This is a genomic window from Arcobacter peruensis (assembly GCF_003711085.1).
Classification (GTDB): domain Bacteria; phylum Campylobacterota; class Campylobacteria; order Campylobacterales; family Arcobacteraceae; genus Poseidonibacter; species Poseidonibacter parvus.
Window position 1 is genome coordinate 844,961 of the sequence record NZ_CP032363.1, and the last position, 22,985, is coordinate 867,945.

The 22,985-nt window shown below is 26.9% G+C and carries 18 protein-coding genes and 3 tRNA genes; 14 read left to right on the top strand and 7 right to left on the bottom strand.

The window, feature by feature from the left end; all coding sequences use genetic code 11:
• Positions 1–6: 6 nt before the first annotated feature.
• From thiM to D3Z07_RS04290, 4 genes are read left to right on the top strand one after another with little or no spacing between them, the layout of a single operon-like run.
• Positions 7–801, top strand: a complete 795-nt coding sequence (gene thiM / locus D3Z07_RS04275) for a hydroxyethylthiazole kinase (protein ID WP_076085759.1) — start codon at positions 7–9, stop codon at positions 799–801.
• Positions 802–830: 29 nt separating this feature from the next.
• Positions 831–1,649 (top strand): bifunctional hydroxymethylpyrimidine kinase/phosphomethylpyrimidine kinase, encoded by an 819-nt coding sequence (gene thiD / locus D3Z07_RS04280; protein ID WP_076085756.1) that lies wholly within the window; start codon positions 831–833, stop codon positions 1,647–1,649.
• A complete protein-coding gene (thiE, locus tag D3Z07_RS04285; RefSeq protein ID WP_076085753.1) occupies positions 1,642–2,298 on the top strand; it encodes a thiamine phosphate synthase in 657 nt (218 codons plus the stop codon). The genes thiD and thiE overlap by 8 nt, the downstream gene beginning before the upstream one ends.
• 10 nt (positions 2,299–2,308) lie before the next feature.
• Positions 2,309–3,517, top strand: coding sequence for an NRAMP family divalent metal transporter (locus D3Z07_RS04290; RefSeq protein ID WP_206423300.1), 1,209 nt, complete (start codon positions 2,309–2,311; stop codon positions 3,515–3,517).
• 2 nt (positions 3,518–3,519) lie between these two features.
• On the opposite strand, the gene D3Z07_RS04295 is transcribed toward D3Z07_RS04290, so the two are convergent.
• Positions 3,520–4,413 carry an aldose 1-epimerase family protein gene (locus D3Z07_RS04295; RefSeq protein WP_122893146.1) on the bottom strand — a complete coding sequence of 298 codons (894 nt, stop codon included), beginning with the start codon at positions 4,411–4,413 and terminating at the stop codon, positions 3,520–3,522.
• Positions 4,414–4,416: 3 nt separating this feature from the next.
• Positions 4,417–5,706 (bottom strand): DEAD/DEAH box helicase, encoded by a 1,290-nt coding sequence (locus D3Z07_RS04300; protein ID WP_122893147.1) that lies wholly within the window; start codon positions 5,704–5,706, stop codon positions 4,417–4,419.
• A gap of 202 nt (positions 5,707–5,908) precedes the next feature.
• Here D3Z07_RS04300 and D3Z07_RS04305 point away from each other — a divergent pair.
• The 5 genes from D3Z07_RS04305 to D3Z07_RS04325 all read left to right on the top strand — a co-directional run bounded on the left by D3Z07_RS04305 (position 5,909) and on the right by D3Z07_RS04325 (position 7,468).
• A tRNA-Leu gene (locus D3Z07_RS04305) sits at positions 5,909–5,995 on the top strand.
• Positions 5,996–6,009: 14 nt separating this feature from the next.
• A tRNA-Ser gene (locus D3Z07_RS04310) sits at positions 6,010–6,098 on the top strand.
• Between the two features lie 56 nt (positions 6,099–6,154).
• Positions 6,155–6,230 (top strand) — tRNA-Cys (locus tag D3Z07_RS04315).
• Positions 6,231–6,332: 102 nt separating this feature from the next.
• Positions 6,333–6,578, top strand: a complete 246-nt coding sequence (gene nrtS / locus D3Z07_RS04320) for a nitrate/nitrite transporter NrtS (protein ID WP_083657146.1) — start codon at positions 6,333–6,335, stop codon at positions 6,576–6,578.
• Between the two features lie 26 nt (positions 6,579–6,604).
• Positions 6,605–7,468 (top strand): methyl-accepting chemotaxis protein, encoded by an 864-nt coding sequence (locus D3Z07_RS04325; RefSeq protein ID WP_122893148.1) that lies wholly within the window; start codon positions 6,605–6,607, stop codon positions 7,466–7,468.
• A 125-nt stretch (positions 7,469–7,593) separates the two neighbouring features.
• On the opposite strand, the gene trxA is transcribed toward D3Z07_RS04325, so the two are convergent.
• From trxA to D3Z07_RS04340, 3 genes are all read right to left on the bottom strand, one after another.
• On the bottom strand, positions 7,594–7,920 hold the full coding sequence (gene trxA, locus D3Z07_RS04330) for a thioredoxin (protein WP_076085738.1): 327 nt from the start codon (positions 7,918–7,920) through the stop codon (positions 7,594–7,596).
• Positions 7,921–8,042: 122 nt separating this feature from the next.
• Positions 8,043–8,972, bottom strand: coding sequence for a thioredoxin-disulfide reductase (trxB, locus tag D3Z07_RS04335; protein WP_076085735.1), 930 nt, complete (start codon positions 8,970–8,972; stop codon positions 8,043–8,045).
• Between the two features lie 25 nt (positions 8,973–8,997).
• Complete coding sequence (locus tag D3Z07_RS04340) at positions 8,998–9,594, bottom strand: peroxiredoxin (RefSeq protein WP_122893149.1); 597 nt, start codon at positions 9,592–9,594, stop codon at positions 8,998–9,000.
• A 165-nt stretch (positions 9,595–9,759) separates the two neighbouring features.
• On the opposite strand from D3Z07_RS04340, the gene D3Z07_RS04345 reads away from it, so the two are divergent.
• The 5 genes from D3Z07_RS04345 to D3Z07_RS04365 all read left to right on the top strand — a co-directional run bounded on the left by D3Z07_RS04345 (position 9,760) and on the right by D3Z07_RS04365 (position 20,399).
• The gene (locus D3Z07_RS04345; RefSeq protein ID WP_122893150.1) at positions 9,760–12,774 is read left to right on the top strand and encodes a diguanylate cyclase; all 3,015 of its coding nucleotides are present in this window, start codon (positions 9,760–9,762) and stop codon (positions 12,772–12,774) included.
• Between the two features lie 95 nt (positions 12,775–12,869).
• The gene (locus tag D3Z07_RS04350) at positions 12,870–13,625 is read left to right on the top strand and encodes a CHASE domain-containing protein (RefSeq protein WP_122893151.1); all 756 of its coding nucleotides are present in this window, start codon (positions 12,870–12,872) and stop codon (positions 13,623–13,625) included.
• 15 nt (positions 13,626–13,640) lie between these two features.
• Entirely contained in the window at positions 13,641–15,260 is a 1,620-nt protein-coding gene (locus tag D3Z07_RS04355) for a PAS domain-containing sensor histidine kinase (protein WP_122893152.1), read from the top strand.
• A gap of 71 nt (positions 15,261–15,331) precedes the next feature.
• A complete protein-coding gene (locus tag D3Z07_RS04360) occupies positions 15,332–17,056 on the top strand; it encodes an ABC-F family ATP-binding cassette domain-containing protein (protein WP_122893153.1) in 1,725 nt (574 codons plus the stop codon).
• 55 nt (positions 17,057–17,111) lie between these two features.
• The gene (locus D3Z07_RS04365) at positions 17,112–20,399 is read left to right on the top strand and encodes an EAL domain-containing protein (protein ID WP_122893154.1); all 3,288 of its coding nucleotides are present in this window, start codon (positions 17,112–17,114) and stop codon (positions 20,397–20,399) included.
• Here D3Z07_RS04365 and D3Z07_RS04370 read toward each other — a convergent pair.
• Both D3Z07_RS04370 and D3Z07_RS04375 read right to left on the bottom strand, forming a co-directional pair.
• Complete coding sequence (locus tag D3Z07_RS04370; RefSeq protein WP_122893155.1) at positions 20,396–21,982, bottom strand: HAMP domain-containing sensor histidine kinase; 1,587 nt, start codon at positions 21,980–21,982, stop codon at positions 20,396–20,398. The genes D3Z07_RS04365 and D3Z07_RS04370 overlap by 4 nt on opposite strands.
• Positions 21,979–22,875: a PhnD/SsuA/transferrin family substrate-binding protein gene (locus D3Z07_RS04375; protein WP_122893156.1), complete on the bottom strand. Its 897-nt coding sequence runs from the start codon at positions 22,873–22,875 to the stop codon at positions 21,979–21,981. Before D3Z07_RS04375 ends, D3Z07_RS04370 begins: the two co-directional genes overlap by 4 nt.
• Positions 22,876–22,985: the final 110 nt, after the last annotated feature.

The following is a 22,985-nucleotide window of genomic DNA, read 5'->3' on the forward strand; positions in this document are numbered from 1 at the left end:
TAAATAATGCAAACAGATAATATAAAAAGATTAAGACAAAATAGTCCTTTAATACATAATATTACAAATATAGTTGTAGCAAATTATGTAGCAAATGGTTTATTAAGTATGGGTTGTTCACCTATTATGTCAAATGCAATTGAAGAAATGGACGAACTACCTGCTATTTGTCAAGCTTTAGTTATAAACATAGGAACACTTACATCAGAGCAAGTAAAGTCTATGATAAAAGCAGGGAAAAGTGCAAATAAAAACAATATACCAGTAGTCTTAGACCCAGTTGGTGTAGGAGCTACTTCTTTTAGAAAACAAACTGTACAGACTTTATTAAAAGAAATAAAGTTTGATTTAATAAGAGGAAATGCAGGAGAAATAGCACATCTTGCCCAAGTTAATTGGAAGGCAAAAGGCGTTGATGCAGGAAGTGGAGAAGCCAACTTTTCACAAATAGCAAAAGATGTAGCTTTAAAATATGATTGTATTGTCTCAATTAGTGGAGAGATTGATTATATAAGTGATGGACTTAAAGTAGCAAAAATAGATAATGGAACAACACTATTCCCAAAAATCACAGGTTCAGGATGTCTTTTAAGTGCAGTTTGTGGAGCATTTTTAACACTTGGAGAAAATAGTTTTGAACTAACTGTAAGTGCTTGTACTTCTTACGCAATTGCAGGACAAATTGTAAAAGAACAACTAAATGATAATCAAACAGGACAGTTTTATATAGCCTTACTTGATAGTCTAGCAAAATTAGATGATACCACAGTAGAAAAATACGCAAAAATAAGTTTTGAATAATTGTAATAATTTAAATAAGAGGAAAAAACATGAGTAAAGTAGCACAAGCTTTAAGTATAGCAGGTTCAGATAGTGGTGGTGGTGCTGGAATTCAAGCAGATTTAAAAACCTTTCAAGAAAGAGGTGTTTTTGGAACAACTGCAATTACAGCAATAACAGCTCAAAATACAACAGGTGTATTTGATATTCATCAAATTCCTTTAGAAACTATACAATCCCAACTAAAAGCAATTGCTGATGATTTTGATATTAAAGCTTTTAAAGTAGGAATGCTAGGAAGTCAAGAAGTTATAACTTGTGTTGCAAACTGTATTAAGAAGTATGACTTTGGATATTTTGTATTAGACCCAGTGATGATATCAAAAGGTGGAGTTGCACTTTTACAAGAAAATGCAACAAAAGCTTTAAAAGAAGAGTTGATTCCTCTTTGTGACATAATAACTCCAAATTTACCTGAAGCAAAAGCCTTAACAAATATTGATATAAACGACAAACAAAGTGCAAGAAAAGCCGCTTTAAAACTTCAAGAAATGGGAGCAAAAATAGTAATCATAAAAGGTGGACATACAGATAATAGCACAAGTGAAATTTGTGAAGATTGGGTATTTACGCAAGATGAAGAGTTTACGCTAAGCGCTGTAAGATTTGATACAGTTCAAACACATGGTACGGGTTGTACTTTTAGTGCTTGTATAACAGCACAACTTGCAAAGGGAAATAGTATTAAAGAAAGTATAGTCTTAGCAAAAGATTTTATAAGTGCAGCTATTAGTAATCCTTTAAATATAGGCTCAGGACATGGACCTACAAATCATTGGGCATACTCTTTAAAGGATAAAAATGTTTAATGTTAAAGAAATGCTTGGCGTTTATTTTATAGCAGGAACACAGGATTGTCTTCACTTAGAAAATTCTGCACAAGAAAATTTACTTTATATTTTAGAAGAAGCTTTAAAGAATGGTATTACTTGTTTTCAATTTAGAGAAAAAGGTAAAAACTGTTTACAAAATGAAAGAGAGATTTTTGAACTAGCTAAAAAAGCTCAAACTCTTTGTAAAAGATATAATGTACCTTTTTTTATAAATGATAATATAGACCTAGCTTTAAAATTAAAAGCTGACGGTATTCACATAGGTCAAGATGACAAAGAGGTATGTGAAGTTGTAAAACAAATACAAGGAAAACTTTTACTAGGACTTTCTATAAATAATTTAGAACAAGCACTTCAGGCTAAAGATATTGAAGGTATTGATTATTTTGGAGTAGGACCTATATATAAAACAAACTCTAAAAGCGATGCAAAACCAAGTGTTGGACTAGATTTAATCAAAGATATTAGAAAACAAAATATCAAAAAACCTTTAGTTGCAATTGGAGGAATACAAGAAGCACATGCAAAGAATATTTTGGAATGTGGTTGTAATGGTCTTGCAATAATTTCTGCTATTACAAAATCAAAAGATATGGAAAAAACTATACATAATTTAAAAAACTAAAAGGTATAAAGTGAAAGAATTTTTAAAGAATTTTGGTCCTGGGATTATTATGGCTTCGTCAGCTGTTGGTGGATCGCATATTATTGCTTCTACACAAGCGGGAGCTTATTATGGATATCAATTAGCTTTATTTATTATTGTAGTAAATTTATTAAAATACCCATTTTATAGATTTGCTTTTGATTATAGTACTATTCATAATAAAACTTTACTTCAAGGTTATAGTGAAAAAGGAAATGCTTATTTATGGGTTTTTCTAGTTTTTAATGCCTTTGCTACAGTTGTGAATGTTGCAGGTGGAACACTACTTAGTGCGGTTTTATTAAAAATGCTAATACCACTTGATTTATCACTGCAAGTTTATAGTATATTTATACTTCTTACATATTTGTTTATACTTTATTATAAACAATATAAAGCCTTAGATAGTGTTTCTAAAATCATTATGCTATTTTTAAGTGTAGTGACTATCATAGCTTTAATTTTAGCCTTTACTCAAACAAATACCCAAGCAAAAGTTGATTTTATAGAACCAAATGCATTTCAAATAGCAGCAATTCCTTTTTTAATAGCACTTATGGGTTGGATGCCCTCACCTATGGAGCTTAGTGTTTCTGCTTCTATTTGGGTTGTTGAAAAAAACAAATTAAATCCTGAGTATAAGAGAAGAAGACTGATTGATTTTAATAGCAGTTATTTAATAACTATTGTTTTAGCTTTGATGTTTATGTCTTTGGGTGCATTAGTTCAATATGGACAAGATATAACGCCATTAAGTGGTGGAAAGTTTATCAATCAATTTATTGATATGTATGCTACTAGTATTGGAGAGTGGACAAGAGGCTTTATTACTTTTATAGCTTTTATTTGTTTATATGGAACTACTATTGTTGCTGTTGATGGATATTCTAGATGTAATCATCAAAGTATTGTTTTACTAAAAGATAAAACTGCCCAAGTTTTTTCACATAAAGCCTTACAATACTCTATGCTTTTTACAACTAGTGTTGCATTTATTGTAATACAATTTTTCAGCAGTTCAATTGGAAAAATGATACCATTTGCAATGACAGCTTCGTTTATTTCAGCACCTGTATTTGCATATTTAAATTATAGTTTATCAAAGCAGTATGAAAAACCTACTTGGCTTACACTATTAGCTCTTTTAGGTTTAATATACTTAGCTTCAATGGTAGTAGTTTATTTTATATTTTTTTAAAATTAAATACTAATAAAATAAGAACTAGAAAAAGTATCATCTTTTTCTAGTTTGATTATTCCTTCTTTATCTTCAAGTTTTTGATTATGTTCAATAAAATCAGCAATTCCATGCCAAGGTTCAATACAAACAAAAGGTGCACCACTTGGTTTTGACCAAAGTCCTAAATGTGAAAAGCCTTCAAAATCCATTTGTATAAATTTATCATTTTTACTATTTTTTAATTTTATTGTATTTAGCTTATTAGTTTTACTTTCTGTTTTGAAAATCAAAGCATCTTTTGTAAAAGTGTTTTTTGAAATTGCTAGTTTTTTATTTTCTATTATTACATCTTCTTTTTTAGATGAAATTCCATTTTCTAATAATGGTAATCTTTGTAAAGTATCATTTTCTAAAGCTTCAAACTCAAAGTAATAATCTTCTTGGCTATCATTTTTATCTTGTGTTAGAGGCCAATTAAAAGCTGGATGAGCGCCAATTGAGAAATACATTTTGTCTTCTGATTTATTTAAAATATCATAAGATACTTTTAGTTTTCTGTTCTTAATTTCATAGCTAATATATAACTCAAAAGAAAAAGGATAGATTTCGAAACTTTTATCATCACTTTTTAATAAAAACTTTAAAGAGTTTTTATTTTGTTTTACAAGTAAAAACTCTTTATCTCTTGCAAAACCGTGCTGAGACATTGAATATTGTTTATTATTAAAAGTATAAGTATTATCTAATAGTTTTCCAACAATTGGAAATAATACAGGTGAGCTTCTATTCCAGAAATCAGGATTTCCCTGCCATAAATACTCAAGCTTATCTTCTAATAACACTAAGCTTTTAAGTTCAGCTCCAAAGCTATTTACTTCAATTTTTATTTCACTATTTTCTAAACTATAAATCATTTTTTAACTCGGTCTTTTGGTATTTGCTCTTGGGTTTCTTCTTGGATTGTTTTTCTTGCTTTCTGGTTTTCTTCTATTTGAATTATTTCTATTGCCTGAATTAGAACCATTAGAACCTCTTGGAGTTTTTTTCTTTTGAATTGGTTCTGCTTTAATTCGTGGGTCTACTTCAAAGCCTTCAATTGGAACGTTTTTAATTGTTTTTTTAATTAGTTTTTCAATATCTTTCAAAAGACCTAATTCATCAATACAAACTAAAGAAATAGCTTCACCTTCGTTTCCTGCTCGACCAGTTCTTCCAATTCTGTGAACATAATCTTCTGCGATATTTGGTAACTCATAATTTACTACATGAGGCAGTTGGTCTATATCAATACCTCTAGCTGCAATATCAGTTGCTACTAATACTTTAATTTCAGATGATTTAAAATTAGCTAAAGCTCTTGTTCTTGCACCTTGTGATTTTCCACCATGAATTGCAGCTGCAGTAATTCCATCTTTTCCAAGTTGTTCTGCTAGTCTATTTGCTCCATGCTTTGTTCTTGTAAATACTAAAACTTGTTTCCATTTACCTTTTTTAATAATTGTTGATAAAAGCTCTCTTTTTCTACTTTTATCAACACTGTGGATTACTTGTGACACAATTTCTGAAGAAGTGTTTCTTCTTGCAACTTCTATTAAAGTTGGTTTATTAAGAAGTCCATCTGCTAATTTTTTTATTTCATCTGAAAAAGTTGCAGAAAAAAGTAAATTTTGTCTATGTTTTGGTAAAAGTACTAATACTTTTTTAATATCGTGAATAAAGCCCATATCAAGCATTCTATCAGCTTCATCAAGAACAAAGAATTCAACTCTACTTAAGTCTAAACAATCTTGGTTAACTAAGTCTAAAAGTCGTCCAGGAGTTGCTGTTAAAATATCTAAACCTTTTCTAATAGCTGCTTTTTGAGGATTAATACCAACTCCACCAAAAATAACTGCTGATTTAAAAGGAAGATACTTTCCATAAGTACTTACACTTTCGCCTACTTGTGCTGCAAGTTCTCTTGTGGGCGTTAAGATAAGTGCTCTAACATAAGGCTTACCTTTTGTTTTTCGCTCTCGCATTCTTTGTAATAAAGGAAGTGTAAAACCAGCTGTTTTACCTGTACCTGTTTGTGCACCTGCTAAAACATCTTTTTTTGTTAAAATAATTGGAATTGATTGCTTCTGAATTGGAGTTGGTTCTGTATAACCTTGCTCTTTAATAGCTTTTAAAATAGGATCACTTAATCCTAAGTTTGAAAATGACATATATTGTACCTTATAATTTGTTCTTGATTTTTGTATTATTTGTAGATTAATTATAAAGATTATACCCTACTTTACATAATAAATTGATTTTTTTAGAAATTTGCAAGAAAATAGTTGTTTTTAAAGTTAATTTTAAAGTTTATTTTATTATAATCCCACTCCAATTTAAGAAACATCAGTTTTTTAGATTCTACCAAATAGTGCGAGTGTGGCGGAATAGGTAGACGCGTTGGACTTAAAATCCAATTCCGGTTTCGGAGTGTCGGTTCAATTCCGACCATTCGCACCACTAATTATAAAAGTAGAGAGTTGCCAGAGTTGGTCGAATGGACCGGTTTTGAAAACCGGCGAGGTTCACGCCTCCGAGGGTTCGAATCCCTTGCTCTCTGCCACTTTTATTTACAACTAATCATTTTCTTTTCAATATAAAAATGATTTATCTAACATTGGAGCTATAGCAAAGCTGGTAATGCCCCGGATTGCAAATCCGGTATGCGTTGGTTCGAGTCCGACTAGCTCCTCCATTTTCTAAATTCAAATATTTAATTAAAAACTACAAAAATATTCTAAACAAGTACTAAATAATTTTTATGATATACTCTAACAACTAAAAAATAGGATACATTTTGAATAAACTACAACTAATAATTTCTATTGCTTCTAATAAAACACTATTATTAAAAGCCATAAAGATTGCTTTGTTTGTTGGAATTGTTCTAAATCTAATTAATCAAGGTGAAAAGATATTTATCTTAGCCTTTGAAGATATAAACTATTACAAATTTTTTTTAACATTTATTGTTCCTTTTAGTGTATCAATGTATACAGCAATTACAATGAAATTGAATTTGCATGTTGAGAAAAAGCAATGAAAAATAAGCTAAAGCAAGGATAAAAAGTGTCAATTGAAGAAATAGAATCAGAAGAGTTACAAGAATTAAAACGAAAAGCAGAACTTTTTGACAAATTAAATTTAAATGAGTCATTAAATATAGCTCAAAATATAACAAACAATGCAATAAAAGTAAATAGTGCTTCTAAAACAAGATTATCTGAAGTTGAAAATATTGAGCAGTTAGTAAATATTTTTATTAATCATTCAAATGAAATACAAACTATGTCCGATGATTCTTTAAATTCTGCAAAATTAGCATCATTAGAAAGTACAAGTGTTATAACTTTAGTTCAAGAACTATTTGACCTAATTAATAATATGTCAAAAGCCATAGACGAGTTTTCATATACAATTGAAGAGTTAAATGAAAAAAATAATTCAATTACAGATTTAGTAAAAGTGAACGATAAAATATCAATGCAAACAAATCTATTAGCTATAAATGCTGCTATTGAAGCATCTAAAGCAAAAGAGTTTGGAAGAGGTTTTGCTATTGTTGCAACTGAAGTTAAAAAACTAGCTGCTTCATCAAAAGAATCAACTCTAAATATTGGAAATGAAATAGATAACATCAAACAAATGACAAGTTCAGTAACAAATAAAAATGAAGCTATTCAAATTTTAGTAAAAAATAGTGTAGAAATTTCTAAAGATGCTATATTAAAACTTAAAAATCTTATTGAAGTAGCAAATCAGAATAGTGAAAATTCTAATACAATATCATGTAATGTAAACCAACAATTACAAAGCTCAGATACAATTAAAAATAAAATCCATAATGTAGTTGAAGATACTAGGAAAGCTATAAACGGTTCACAGACAAATATTCAATTAGGGCAAGCACTTATTTCAAATTTAGAAAAATAAAACAATTAATATCATTAGCATATAATGAAGTGTTAAAAATGTATATCACTAAAAAAAGAAATTACATTTGTTTCAGTTAAACTTCATTATATAAAAACTACTATGAATTTCAATTATTAAAATAATTATTTATTAATTAATGAATTAATCTTTTCTGTAAGAACTTCTTTATTAGCAGAAGTACCAATTACTTGATCTATTACTTCACCATTTTTAATAAAAATAATTGTTGGTATTGATCTTACACCATATTTAACTGTTAAGTCTTGTTGTTCATCTGCATTTACTTTACAAATATTTGCTTTTCCATCAAAATCAACTGCAAGTTGATCAATAATTGGAGATATCATTTTACAAGGTCCACACCATGGAGCCCAGAAGTCTACTAGTGATACACCTTCTTTTACAGTTGCATCAAAATTTTCATTTGTTAATTCTATATATTTACTCATTATTTTATTCCTTAAAATAGTCCCTATTTTTATGAGACTTTACTTATGTTAGCTTCTTATTCTAATGAAAATAAATTCAATTTAAAGAAGCAAATCCTAAAAAGAGTTATTAAAAACTCTTTTTATCCTACGTATTCAATAATATCTACAGCAGCAGTAGCACCGTCACCTGCTGCACATACAACTTGTTTAGCAGCGTCTATTCTTACATCACCAGCTGCATAAATTCCTGGAACATTTGTTCTCATTTTTAAGTCAACTATTATTTCACCTTGCTCATTTACATCACAAAGGAAAGTTCCATCTTCTTGTTTAAATGGTTCATTTAATACATCTCTACCTACAAAGACAAATACACCAGGTACATTTAAGTCTCTAATTGTTCCATCAATTTTTGATTTAACTTTTAGACCAGTTACACCCATATTATCACCATATACTTCTTCTACATCTACATTTGTAACTTCTTCAATATTATCACGAGCTTTCATATGCTCAATCGTAGATGGAGCTGCTCTATAAGTATCACGTCTATGAACTAAATAAACTTTTGAACAAATCTTTGAAAGGTAAACGGCTTCTTCTAAAGCAGAATCACCCCCACCTATAAGTGCTACTTCTTTCCCTTTATAGAAAAAACCATCACAAGTTGCACAAGTTGAAATTCCTCGACCAAAGAATTCATTCTCACCTTTAAATCCAGCACGTCTTGGAACAGAACCTGTTGCTAATAAAACAGATTTCGACTCTTGTTGTTTTCCATCTGCTGTAATAATAGTAAAAATATCACCATCTTTAACTACTGTTTTAACTTGATTCATTTCATGCTTTAAACCAAATTTTAAAGCTTGAGCTGGCCAGTTTTCCATAAGTTCCATACCTGTCATAACCTTACCTTGTCCTGGATAATTTTCTATCTCAGAACTCCCTGTAATTTGACCACCTGGCATACCCATTTCAAACATAGTTACATTTTGTAAACCACCTCTTGTTGCATATAAACCTGCTGTTAATCCTGCAGGTCCTCCTCCAATAATTGCTAAATCTAACATTATGTATTCCTTTTAAAAGTGTATTCTATAAATTATTTTCATTGTTTGCTAAATACTCAGCAACACCTTCAGTTGATGCTTTCATACCTTCATCACCTTTTGCCCAACCTGCAGGACAAACTTCACCATTTTCATTTGTAAAAATCATTGTATCAACCATTCTAATCATTTCATCAATGTTTCTTCCAAGTGGTAAATCATTAATTGTTGAATGTCTAACTGTTCCATCTGAATCAATTAAAAAAGATCCTCTTAAAGCTACTTCTTCATTAAGTAATACATCATAATCACGTGCAATTTGTTTTGATAAATCTGCAACCATTGGAAACTCTACTCTACCAATTCCACCCATTTCAACAGGTGTTTCTCTCCATGCAAAATGAGAGAATTGTGAATCTACTGAACAACCTATTACTTGAATACCTCTTTCTTCAAAATCTTTAACTCTTTTTGAAAAAGCAATGATTTCTGAAGGACATACAAATGTAAAATCTAAAGGCCAGAAAAATAATACTGCACCCTTTTCACCAATATTTTCATATAAATTAAAATCTTCTACAATTTGACCATCTGCTAATACAGCTGTTGCTGTGAAATCTGGAGCTTTTTTTGTTACTAACATTTTTTTTCCTTTGATATTTTTTATTGTTGATGGAAGTTTACCATTTTATTCTTAAAGTTTTATTAATAATATTTATTTAAAGATAATTATTATCCTTTGTGATTAGAAAATGTTTTATTTTTTATAATTTAGTATAAAAAGAGTAAACTTATTAAAAGGATTAAATTGAATTTATTTAAAAAAATATTTTTACTATTATTTATTTTTCTTAGTTTAATTTTAAATGCAACAGAAATAAAAAAATTAAAGTTGCAATTACAATGGAAACATCAATTTGAATTTGCAGGGTTTTATGCTGCAAAAGAAAAAGGCTTTTATAAAGATATTGGTGTAGACTTAGACTTTATTGAGTATAAAGCAGATGATAATATTGTTTCTAATGTTTTAAATAAAAAGGCTAGTTTTGGAGTTACTTATTCTTCTTTAATAGCTGAATATATAAATGGTAAACCTGTAATATTTCTTGCAAATTATCTAAAACAATCACCTCTTGTTCTTATTACACAAAAAAATATAAAAACACTTTCAGATCTAAAAAACAAAAAAGTAATGGGTGTATCTAATAATATCGATACTATTATTTTAAAACTGATGCTTCAAAAAGCAGGAGTCTCTTTATCTAATATAGATTTTATTGGTACATCTTTTGATACTAAAAAGTTTATAAATAAAGAAATAGATGTAATGGCTGCATTCACAACAAATGAAATATATAAATTAGATGAACTTGGTATTAAATATAATATCTTTAATCCATCTTTATACGGATATGAAAATTATGATGTGAATCTTTTTACATCAAAAGAATTCTTAAAAAATAATACAACTCTTGTAAAAGAATTTAAAGAAGCTTCTAATAAAGGATGGAAATATGCTTTAGAAAATAAAGAAGAAATTGTAAAACTGATTTTAAAAAAATATAATACTCAAAATAAAACTAAAAAAGAACTTTTATTTGAAGCTGAACAAATTGAGCAGTTAATGCTTACAAAAACCTATCCTATAGGACAAATTGATGTTGCAAGAGTAGAGTTTTTATCAAAAAATTTTATGCAAGCAGAATTAGTAAGCAGTATGAAAGATGTAGACTTTAAAGACTTTATATTTCAATCAGATGATATAACTTTATCAAATGAAGAAAGAGAGTTTTTAAATAATAATCCTGTAATAAAAGTTTATATGGATTATTCATATCCACCCTACTCATTTATTAAAAATGATAAATTAAATGGTTTCTCTGTTGAATATGCTGATTTACTATCAAAACTTTTAGGTGTAAAATTTGAATATACAAAAACAATGACTTGGAACAGTGCCTTAGAGAACCTTAAAAATAAAAATATTGATATGATAGGACAAATGGTAAACACAAAAATAAGAAGAGAGTTTGCTATTTTTAGTCAAGACTATTATGATTATTTTACAGGAATAATAGTAAGAAAAGAAAATAGTCATTTAACTAGTCTATCTTTATTAAATAATAAAACTGTAGGTGTTGTAAAAGGATACCTTGAAGAAGAAATTTTAAGAAAGCATTATCCTAATATTAAAATAAAAACTTACAAAGACAATCACCAAGTAATAAATGCATTATTAAATAAAGAGTTCGATGCCTCAATTGGTATATATGAAGTAATAGAATATACGATTAATAATATGGATTTAAGAAATAAATTACTTAGTATTCCCATGAGAATAGAACCTGTTTTTGGAATAACAAAAGAAGCTTTTGGAATAAGAAAAGATTGGACTTTATTACAATCAGCTTTAAATAAAACAATAAATCTAACAAAAATACAAAGAGATGAACTAGAGAAAAAGTGGTTATCAAAAGAAAGACATAAAGAAATAATACCGTTTTCAAAAGAAGAAAAAGAGTATTTATCTACTAAAAAATTTATAAGCATGTGTGTAGACCCCAATTTCCTTCCATACGAAAGTATTGATACAAAAAGCAAGTATATTGGTATTGGTGCAGATATAATGAATCTAGTTTCCGAATCAATTGATAAACCAATAATATTAATTCCAAGTAAAACATGGAAAGAGTCGCTAGAAAATATTAAAAATAATAAATGTGATATTCTGCCAATGGCTACAAAGACTAGAAGTAGAGAAGCTTATATGAACTTTACTAAACCTTATATTATTGATTCATTAGCCGTTGCAACAAAAACAGAACAGTTTTTTATAAAAGATAGTAAAGCTCTTTCAAATCATAATATAGGAGTTATAAATGGATACTCAACTATAGAATTATTAAAAAAAAGTAATCCAAATATAAATATTGTAAAAGTTGAAAGTGCTGAAGAAGGACTAAGAAAAGTACAAGAAGGTGAATTATTTGGGTATGTGGATGCCTTATCTGCTATTGCATATGCGATACAAAAATATGGGTTTGTAGATTTAAAAGTTGCTGGTAGATTAGAATTTGATCAACAACTTAGTCTTGCTTCAAAAAAAGAGGAAGCACTTCTTAATACTATTATGCAAAAAACGTTAAATAATATAGGTGATGAAAAGATAAGAACAATTATAGGTAAATGGATAGCCATTCAAATTGAGCAATCTATTGATTATAAAAAAATCATATTGATTACTTTGTTTTTTGTAATTGTCTTATCTTTAGTTATGCATAGAAATAGAACTATTAATAAGTTAAATAAAAAGCTAGATGAAAAGAACAAACAACTTGAAGAACTTTCAATTAGAGATAATTTAACAAAACTTTTTAATAGAAATAAATTAGATGAAGTTTTATCACTTGAAGTAAATAGAGCAAATAGATACAAAACAAGTTTTGGAATAATAATGATTGATATTGATTATTTTAAAAAAGTAAATGATGTATATGGTCATCAAATGGGAGATATTGTACTTAAAGAAGTTGCAAATATTATAAAATCTAATTCAAGAAAAACTGATACTGTTGGAAGATGGGGTGGTGAAGAATTTTTAGTAGTTTGTGCAGATACAAATTTAGAAGGCATAAATCAACTTGCAAATAATATAAAAAAAGAAATAGCTTCTTATAATTTTTCAATAAAAGAACAAAAAACAGCTAGTTTTGGAATTGCCGTTTATAAAAAAAGTGAAGATATCTATTCTTTAATTAAAAGAGCTGATGATGCATTATATAAAGCGAAAGATAATGGTAGAAATAGGATTGAAATCCTCTAGTCAAGTTTGTAACTAAATATTTACTAGTTTTATTGTTTTAATTAAAAAATGACTTTTATTAGCTTTCAGGTATAATCAACTTTACAAGGATTCAAATGATAAATAATCTTAAAGAAAAAAGACCTTTAATAGTTTTTATTCTAACCTTTACATTTATATTTTCGACATTAATTAGTTTTTATATGTTTTATAAAGAAAAAGAAGAAAATCAAACTTCAAATAAAGCAAATGTATTAATGTTAAATATTGTAAATGAAATACAATCAAAAATATCACAAGGAATTACAGTTATAGATTCTCAAATTGTATTGCTTAAACAAAATAACTACAACACAAAAAATTTCGATATTTGGGCAAAAAATCTCATGAAAGGGAAAGATGCATTAGCTTGTATACAAATAGCTAAAGATGGTATTGTGTCAAATATTTATCCATATGAAGCACATAAAACAGCTATGGGACATAATTTATTAGAAGATAAAAGAAGAGATGATAGTGCCTTGTTAGCTATAGAAAAAAGAGAGATAATATTTGTAGGTCCTGTAAAACTAATGCAAAATGAGAAATATGCCCTAATTGCAAGAAAACCTATTTTTATAAATAATAACCAAAAAGAAAAGTTTTGGGGCTTTTCTATAGTAATACTTTATGTAGATGGGATTATGAAATCATTAGAAGAAAAAATCATAAAAAATGGCTTTGAATATAAACTTGAAGGCTTTAATCCTGATATGACAAATAGGCCTTTACTTTCAAAAAGTAAAAACTTTACAGAAGAAAACTCTCTTAAATTTGAAGTTGTAGTGCCAAATGGCAAATGGATTTTTCATTTACAAAATAGTGAAAAATAAAGGAATTTATATAATATGATATATATTTTAATAACATTAATTTCTTTCTTATTTGCATGGCTTGCTTACAAAAATGAAAAGCTAACTTTAAAAAACAATGAAATTTTAGAAAACTATAATAGTGCTTTAGAAAATGCACTAAAAAAAAGGACTCAAGCTTTAGAAGATAGTGAATTTAGATGGAAGTTTGCTGTGGATGGAAATGGTGATGGTTTATGGGATTGGAATATAAAAACAAACGAAGTATATCTTTCGAAAAGATGGAAGGATATGCTTGGATATGAAGAAAATGAAATAGAAAATAGTTTTCATGAATGGGAAAAAAGAGTTCATCCAAAAGATATAGTTCAAGTTTTAAAAGATGTAAATAATCATCTAGAAGAAAAAACCAGTTCTTATAAAAGCGAGCATAGAATACTTTGTAAAAATGGAAAGTATAAATGGATTTTAGACCGTGGTATCATAGTTCAAAGAGACGAAGAAGGAAAACCTATTAGGCTTATTGGAACTCATACAGATATTGATGAAAGAAAACTGTTTGAACAAAAAATATTAGAACAAAAGAAAGAATTCGAAACAATATTTAAAACAATTAAAGATGGTATTGCAATTATTGATTTAGATACTAAATTTGTTAATTGTAATCAAGCTTTTATTGATTTACTTGGTTATTCTTTAGAAGAACTATTACAAAAAAATTGTTTTGATTTAACTATTGATGAAGATAAAGAAAACTATAAAGAAGCTATTAATAATGCTATTAATAATATTTCTGTTGATAATATGGAAAAATCTTGCATCACAAAAAAAGATAAGCATATTACTGTTCATGTAAGTATTGCATTATTACCAGATAAAAAGCATCTAATCTTATCATTAAGAGATATAAGTAATATTAAACTTTTAGAAGAGCAATCTAAATTAGCTTCAATGGGAGAGATGATAGGTAATATTGCACATCAGTGGCGACAGCCACTTTCTGTTATTTCTACAAGTGCTAGTGGAATGATAGTGCGATCAGATTTAGGGATGGATTTAAATGAAGATGATATATTAAGGTCTTCAAAAAATATATTAAAACAAGCACAGTATCTCTCTGATACTATTGATAACTTTAGGGACTTTTTAAAAGCAGATAAAAGTCATTCTAAAATCAATCTTTACGATGTTATGCAATATACTTTTTCTTTACTAAATGCAAGTATATCAAACAACTATATTACTTTTGTAAGTAATATTGATAAAGACTTATATATTTATGGAAGTAGAAATGAACTAAGTGAAGCCTTTATAAATATAATTAATAATTCAAAAGATGCTCTTAAAACAAATATAAAAGATACAGATGATAGATTTATATTTGTAGACGTAAAAGAAATTGAAAATGACAAAATTGAAATAAGTTTTAAAGATAGTGGTGGTGGAATTCCAAATTCCATTATAAATAGAGTATTTGAACCATACTTCACATCAAAACACCAATCTATAGGAACAGGATTAGGACTTGCGATAGTTTCTAAAATTATAAAAGAAAGACATTATGGATTAATTACTGTAAATAATGAAGAATACGAATATAATAAAAAGCTTTATAAAGGAGCATGTTTTAAAGTAATTCTTAATAAAGAGTCTTAGTAATTTATCAAGCTATAACTCTTCATATCATATAATCGCGAAATTAAAACCTTAATAATAAAAAGAGAATTATGATTGAACTAATAAATATATCAAAAAGCTATCCAACAAGTGAACTTTATAGTGAACTAAACTTACGTTTAAATTCTGGTGATAAAGTTGGCCTTGTAGGACGAAATGGTACTGGAAAATCTACACTATTTAAACTAATCTTAGGTGAAGAGCATCAAGATTTAGGTGAAATAAAATTTCCAAAAGCTTATAAAATAGGTGCATTAAAACAGTACTTTGACTTCTCAGAAAAAACACTTATAAGTGAAACTGCCTTAGCTTTAAGTGAAGATGATAAATATGATATTTACAAAGCTGAAAAGATTTTATTTGGATTAGGGTTTGCAGAAGAAGACTTAGAAAAAGACCCAAAATCCTTCTCAGGTGGTTTTCAAATTAGAATTAATTTAGCAAAACTTCTTTTAACTGAACCAAATATGCTTTTACTAGATGAGCCTACAAACTACCTTGATATTTTGTCAATTAGATGGTTAAAAGCATTTTTAAAATCTTTTCAAGGTGAAGTAATACTAATCACACATGATAGAGATTTTATGGATAGCGTTTGTACTCATACTTTAGGAATTGTAAGAAAAAGAGCTTTCTTAATTCAAGGTGGAACAAAAAAATTCCATGATCAAATTTTAGCAAATGAAGAGCATCATGAAAAACAAAAAATTGCTCAAGAAAAAAAGATTAAAGATTTAGAAGAGTTTATTGCAAAGAATAAAGCAAGAGCAGCAACTTCAACGCTAGCACAATCAAAAGTAAAAATCTTAGAAAAAATGGATATTTTAGAAGATATAAATTATGATGCAAATTTAAATTTTGATTTTAACTACAAAGATACAGCTGCGAAGTTTTTAATAGAAGCAAAAGACTTAAGCTTTGGATATACAAAAGATAATATACTTTTCAAAGATATAACATTTGCACTATCTCGTGGTGAAACTGTTGGAATCATTGGTAAAAATGGTAAAGGTAAATCAACTCTTTTAAATACAATTGCAGGTGAATTACAAGCCTTAATTGGAAAAGTTGATTTTCATCCATCATGTGAATTTGGACATTTTGGACAAACAAATATTTCTCACTTAAATGCTAAAAATACAATTATGGATGAAATTTATAGTGTAAACCATAAACTTTCAGAACCAGTTATTAGAAAAATTTGTGGTTTAATGATGTTTAGTGGAGATAATGCAAAAAAGAAAATCTCACTTCTATCAGGTGGAGAAAAATCAAGAGTAATGCTAGGTAAAATTATTGCACAAGATGTAAATCTTCTTTTTCTTGATGAGCCTACAAACCACTTAGATATTGACTCAATAGACGCACTTACAAATGCAATAAAAGCCTTTGAGGGTTCTTGTATGATTGTAACGCATAGTGAAGAATTATTAAGAGCTGTTTGTGATAGATTAATTGTTTTTACAAACAATGGAGCTGATTACTTTAATGGAACTTATGATGAATTCTTAGAAAAAATTGGTTGGGAAGAGGATGATTCAACTGAAAAGAAAAAAGTAGTAAAACCAAAAAGAAATAAAAAAGAAATAAAGAAATTAAGAGCTTTAATAGTAACACAAAAAGCAAAAGCAACTTTAGATATAAGAAATGAAATTGCACAAATTGAAGAACTAAGTCTTACTGAAAAAAATAAAAAAGTAGCAAGACTTAATGAATTACAAAAAGAGCTTGAAAAATTAAATAAGGAATTTGCAAAGAAATTAGACGAAGTTTAGTTATTTCTTTGTACTATGTTATAATCAAAAGTAAATAATTCCAAAAGAAGTTAATTTGAAAAAACAAGAATACGAAAGACTAAAAGCTATTGCACTAAAAGATATAGAAAATTCTTCATCAAATAATTCTAATAATAAAAGCTTAAAAGAAATTACTCAAATTACAGAAATTTATCAAGCTGAATTAGAAGCTCAAAATAATGAATTACAAACTCATATTCTAGATTTAGAAAATGCACAAAATGAATTAGAAATTTTATTTAATAATGCTCCAATTGCTTATGCTTTAATATCTAATGATTTTCGAATATTAAGGGCTAATAAAGAAATACTTTCAATGTTTAACTCTTTTAACGTAACCTCTAATTTAGTACCTTTATATTCATATATATACACTGAACATATTACAAAATTTCTAGATTGGGTAAGAAATAAAGAGAAAGAAAATACATCTTTAGAAATATTACTTAAAACAAAAAATGGATTTAGATACTGTAGTTTAAGCTATCATAATTGGTCAGAACAAAATAATGATACTTTTCTTTTATCTATTCGAGATATACAAGATGAAAAAGAACAAAAAGACAGATTTAAAGCACTTTTCGAGAACTCTCAACAAGGTATTATTTATTTTGATAAACAAAATAATATTATAGATTTAAATCATCTTGCTTCTAAAATACTTGGAGATAAGAAAGCTTTAATATCTAAAAACTTAAATGATATAAATTCATTTTTTCTTGATGAAAAATCTCAAGCTATATCTATTGATGATTTCCCTTCTACTAAAGCTATTAAAACTAAAAAAATACAAGATACTTCTATCTTCTCTATTAAACATAAAGTACCTAATCAAACAATATGGCTCAAAATTGAAGCAATACCTTATTTTTCAGCTGAATATAAACTTTTAGGTGCATTTTGTATATTTACAGATATAACAATTGAACATGCCTTAAATAAAGAACTAGAACAACGATTAGAAAACTTTAAAGTTCTAAGTAATAACTTGCCAGAAGTAATATTACGAATAAATGAACAACAAGATATATTATTTGGAAATAAAAAAGCTTTTGAATTTTTCAATATTTCTTCTGATTTATTATATAAAAGAAAATTTTCTGATTTTCCTATATTTAAGAATAAAGAAGCAAGTAATTTTTGTGATACTTTAGATAATTTAAATCAAATAGATAAAATTACAACCAAGCAACTTAGCTACAAAAATAAAAACTATTTTTTTAGAATAATTCCAGAAGAAATAGATAATAAAAGTAATGTTTATTTAATTACGATTGAAGATATATCAGAAAGAGTTGAATCAGAAAATATGTTTAATCAACTATTTTATTATGCTTCTGATGCAATTATTTTAATAGATCATAGTATTGGAAAAATCAAATCAGTTAATGAAAAAGCATCTATACTTCTTGATTTAAAGAATACAAATATAGAAGAATTATCTTCTGTTGAGATTTTTAGTATACTTCATAATAAACACAATTTCAGCACTCACTTAAGAAATCTAGAAGAGTTTGGAATTGATACATATGAGGCATCTAGAACTTTGAAAGATGGGAAAACTCAATATTTAAAAATATATGCTTCTTTAATAAATATAGGAAATAAAGTTTATTTACAATCAATAATTCATGATTTAACCGATCATAAGGTACGTGAATTAAAATTAGAACAAACTTCGAGAATATTTAAACAAACAATAGAATCCATCCTAATTACAGATATTAAAGCTAAGATTATCTCAATTAATGATTCTTTTACAAAAACGACAGGTTATACAAAATCTGATATATTAGGTAAAACTCCAGCAATTTTAAAGTCAAATAAACATGATAAAGAATATTATAAAAATATGTGGGAAGAGCTGATAAAGAATGGCACATTTAAAGGTGAGATTTACAATAAAAAGAAAGATGGAACAATTTATAAAGTATGGGTTGCTATTTCAACTATTTATGATGAAAATAATAAAGCCATACAATATGTAGCTATTTATTCAGATTATTCAAAAATTCAAAGAAACCAAAAAGAGTTACAATCTTTAGCTCATTATGATACCTTAACAAAATTACCAAATAGACTTTTACTTAAAGAAAGTATGTCTCAATTAATAAAAATATCAAAAAGACATGATTATCAATTTGCAGTTTTGTTTATTGATTTAGATAGATTCAAACAAATTAACGATACATATGGACATGAAACTGGAGATGAAGTACTAAAGAAAACAGCTAATCGATTAAAAAGTGTTTTAAGAGAAAGTGATATTGTATCGCGTTTAGGTGGAGATGAGTTTATTGTAATACTTAATGAAATAAAAACCCAAGAAGATACTGAAATGGTAGCAAAAAACATTCTTACTAAATTACAAATACCTTTTAAAATTGATGAAAACAATCATTTTATATCTTGTAGTATTGGTATTAGTATATATCCAAATGACACACAAAAAGATGATATTGATACACTAATTAAAAACGCAGATATTGCTATGTACAAATCTAAAAATAGTGGGAAAAACAATTATCATTTCTTTTCTCAAAATATGGCAGATAAAGTAAATAAGATTTCTTTATTGCATAATGATTTAAATTTAGCTATTCAAAATCAAGAATTTTATTTAACTTATCAACCACAGTGCGACTTAACAAAAAATAAACTTGTAGGTTTTGAAGTATTAGTTAGATGGAAACATCCAATAAATGGAGAAGTTTTTCCTGATGAATTTATTCCTTATGCTGAAGAATCAAAATTAATTATACCTATTGGAACTTGGGTAATTAAACAAGCAGTAGAAGATTATTACAAAATAAAAGAAGTATTTAAAGAAGATTTTAAAATAGCTGTAAATGTTTCACGTTTACAAATAAACCACGACCTTATTAATCTTTTAGAAGCAATTATATTAAAAGATAAAAACTTAGTTAATATTCTAAAAATAGAGATTACAGAGAGTGCCGCTATGATTAATATTAATCAAACAAAAGTGATAATTGAAAAAATAAAAGAGCTTGGTTTTAAAATTTCTCTTGATGATTTTGGAACAGGATATTCATCTCTTAACTCAATTAAAACTCTTAAAATTGATGAACTAAAAATTGATAAAAGTTTCTTTAATAATATTCCAGGAAATAAAGATGATGAAGAATTGGTATCAACAATTATTCTTATGGCAAAAACTATGAAAAAAACTGTTGTAGCAGAAGGTATTGAAACAGAAGAAACAAAAGATTTTTTAATTGAAAGAAAATGTCCTGTAATCCAAGGTTATCTTATTTCTAAACCTATGATTTTAGAGGATGCTTTAAAGTTTAAACTTTAAAGTATCTCTTCATTTATTTTCATTTTTATTAGAAAACTTGCACCATTATTTTCATTTTTAGCAAGAAGAGAACCATCCATATTGTTTTCAATAATCATCTTAGACATATAAAGACCTATTCCAGTACCCTTCCCTTCTTCTTTTGTTGTAAAATATGGATCAAAAATATCATCTATTATATTTAAAGGTATTCCTCCTGCATTATCTGATATTTTCACTAATACATCTTTACCTTCTTTTGAAACATTTATGATTATTTCTCTATTACTACTATCATTATTTTCAACTAAAGCATCTTTTGCATTTCCAAGAAGATTTAAAATAACTTGTGAAAACTCACTTGGAAAACCTTTAATAGTAAGCTTTTCATCTATATTTTCTATAATATTTATCATATTATTTTCTAAAGTATTTTTAATAATATCTATTGAAATATCAATAGAAGATTTTATTGAAAATACTTCAACTTTTTTATTTGGTTTAAAAAAGTTTCTAAAATCATCAATTGTCTGAGACATAGAACCTAATAATCTATTTGATTTAGTAATAACTCTATTAATATATTTTTCATCAATCATCTCCATTTCATAAGCAAGTTCTAGATTTTGAATTACAAGACCCATTGCATTTAAAGGCTGTCTCCATTGATGAGCAATATTTCCAATCATCTCTCCCATTGCAGCAAAACGTGATTGCTGAATAAGCATTTTTTCTTGTTGTGATTGTTTTGATACTTCTTCTTGAATTTTTTTATCTAAATCATGATTAAGTTGATTTAATTCATGTGTTCTTTCTTGTACTCTAATTTCTAATTCTTCATTTGATTTTCTAAGTTTTTCATCTGAAAGTCTTAGAGTATTAGTCATATGATTAAAACTGTTTGACAATTGTCCTAATTCATCTTGTGAGTTAATCTCAACCTTTGTATCAAGTTTTCCAATTGAAACGTTATGAGCAGCTTTATTAATTAATAAAATAGGGTTTACTATCCATTTTGAAATAAAAAATGAATATAAAAAAGATATTCCTAAAACTACTATTAAAATAATAAGCATTGATTTATATAAAAAATCTAAATCATTATTATACTCATCAAGTGAATAACCAATATCTATCCATCCCCATTTAATTCCTGTAAAAACTACAGGAAAAGAAACATGAAAAACTTTTTCATTTATTATCCTAGATTTAATCTTTTCAGAATTAATTGTTTCACTATGTGTCTTTTTAATATTTAAAGGAAGACTTGATAATAAAGACCAATTTTCCTGTGTTACAAGTATAATCTCATCTTCATCTTGGGCTTTTGTAACTATTGCATATTTTATTACATCATTATCTTCAATTACTTTTTGTAAGTGCTCAACAATAAAACTATTATCATTTGTAACCATTGCATCAGAAGTCACAAGAGTAATTGCTTTTGCAATAGTAATTGCTTTTGAATACATTACATTAACTAATGATTGTTCTTGAGACTTTAAAATTAAGTATTCTGAAAATAATACAAGTATTAAAATTGTACTAGAGAGAAGAACGAATATTTTTTGAAAGAAACTAGAAAATAGTTTAATTCTTCTCATTTTTTACTACTTTTTAATAATTCGTATTTTTTATAAAACGTTTTAAGAGGTTCTAATTTTTTACACTCTATTTCTTTTACACCTTTTATTTTAAAAAGATTTAAAATATTTTGTCCTTGAGAAGTAGTAGGAAGAATATTTATTTCATTTATTAAAATGTCTACAAACTGCTTATTTGCATCTTTATGAAAAAAAGTTATAAGCGGCATAAATATCTCTTTGGAAACACTTAATACTCTTAATTTTTTACTAACAGAAGGATTAAGTTCTTGAACCAAATTATATGTACTTATTGGAACTACACAGGCATCTATTTTCCCAAAATATGTGTTTAAAATGGCAGTTGACTTTTTTTTCGTTTTTACAATCTCATAACGAGATTTTTTTAAATTTTTAGATAATTTTTTTAAACTTTCATATTCTAAAAAGATTTTTGCAAGATAATCATCATTCTCAATTCCAATTTTTTTCCCTCTTAAATCTTTTAATGTTTTTATATTTTTATCTTTAACAAGTAAAACATATTGTTCAAACTCTTTATCCCCTTCTAATGTTATAGAACAAGTTTGAGTAAGACTATCAATAAGCTTACTATTTTTTAAATAGAAAAAAGGATTTATTGAAATATATTCAAATTCAGAATTTTTATATCCTTTAATTATTTCTTTTTCTGTATCAAGATATTTTATTGATACATCAATATCATTATTTTTAGTTACTTCAATTTTCCATAAATCAAATGCAATTCTTGCATCTTTATATTTTACACTACTTAATCCATCGATTAAATATCCCATTTTTCCACTTAACTTAGAGGAATCATCCGCTAATAATTGTAAAGGTAAAAGAATAATTAGCATTATTCTAAATATACTAAGAATATGATTTCTCACTTTATACCTTTAACCTTTTTTAATTTATTATATTTGCTTACTAATTCTCTAATTGGTTTTAATAAGTTCAAATCTGTTTCAACAATTTTTTCTGTTTGGAGTGGTAACAT

Coding starts and splice junctions, on each gene's coding strand:
- thiM (WP_076085759.1), top strand. CDS start 7: ATGCAAACAGATAATATAAAAAGATTAAGACAAAATAGTCCTTTAATA.
- thiD (WP_076085756.1), top strand. CDS start 831: ATGAGTAAAGTAGCACAAGCTTTAAGTATAGCAGGTTCAGATAGTGGT.
- thiE (WP_076085753.1), top strand. CDS start 1,642: ATGTTTAATGTTAAAGAAATGCTTGGCGTTTATTTTATAGCAGGAACA.
- D3Z07_RS04295 (WP_122893146.1), bottom strand. CDS start 4,413: ATGATTTATAGTTTAGAAAATAGTGAAATAAAAATTGAAGTAAATAGC.
- D3Z07_RS04300 (WP_122893147.1), bottom strand. CDS start 5,706: ATGTCATTTTCAAACTTAGGATTAAGTGATCCTATTTTAAAAGCTATT.
- trxA (WP_076085738.1), bottom strand. CDS start 7,920: ATGAGTAAATATATAGAATTAACAAATGAAAATTTTGATGCAACTGTA.
- trxB (WP_076085735.1), bottom strand. CDS start 8,972: ATGTTAGATTTAGCAATTATTGGAGGAGGACCTGCAGGATTAACAGCA.
- D3Z07_RS04340 (WP_122893149.1), bottom strand. CDS start 9,594: ATGTTAGTAACAAAAAAAGCTCCAGATTTCACAGCAACAGCTGTATTA.
- D3Z07_RS04350 (WP_122893151.1), top strand. CDS start 12,870: ATGATAAATAATCTTAAAGAAAAAAGACCTTTAATAGTTTTTATTCTA.
- D3Z07_RS04355 (WP_122893152.1), top strand. CDS start 13,641: ATGATATATATTTTAATAACATTAATTTCTTTCTTATTTGCATGGCTT.
- D3Z07_RS04360 (WP_122893153.1), top strand. CDS start 15,332: ATGATTGAACTAATAAATATATCAAAAAGCTATCCAACAAGTGAACTT.
- D3Z07_RS04370 (WP_122893155.1), bottom strand. CDS start 21,982: ATGAGAAGAATTAAACTATTTTCTAGTTTCTTTCAAAAAATATTCGTT.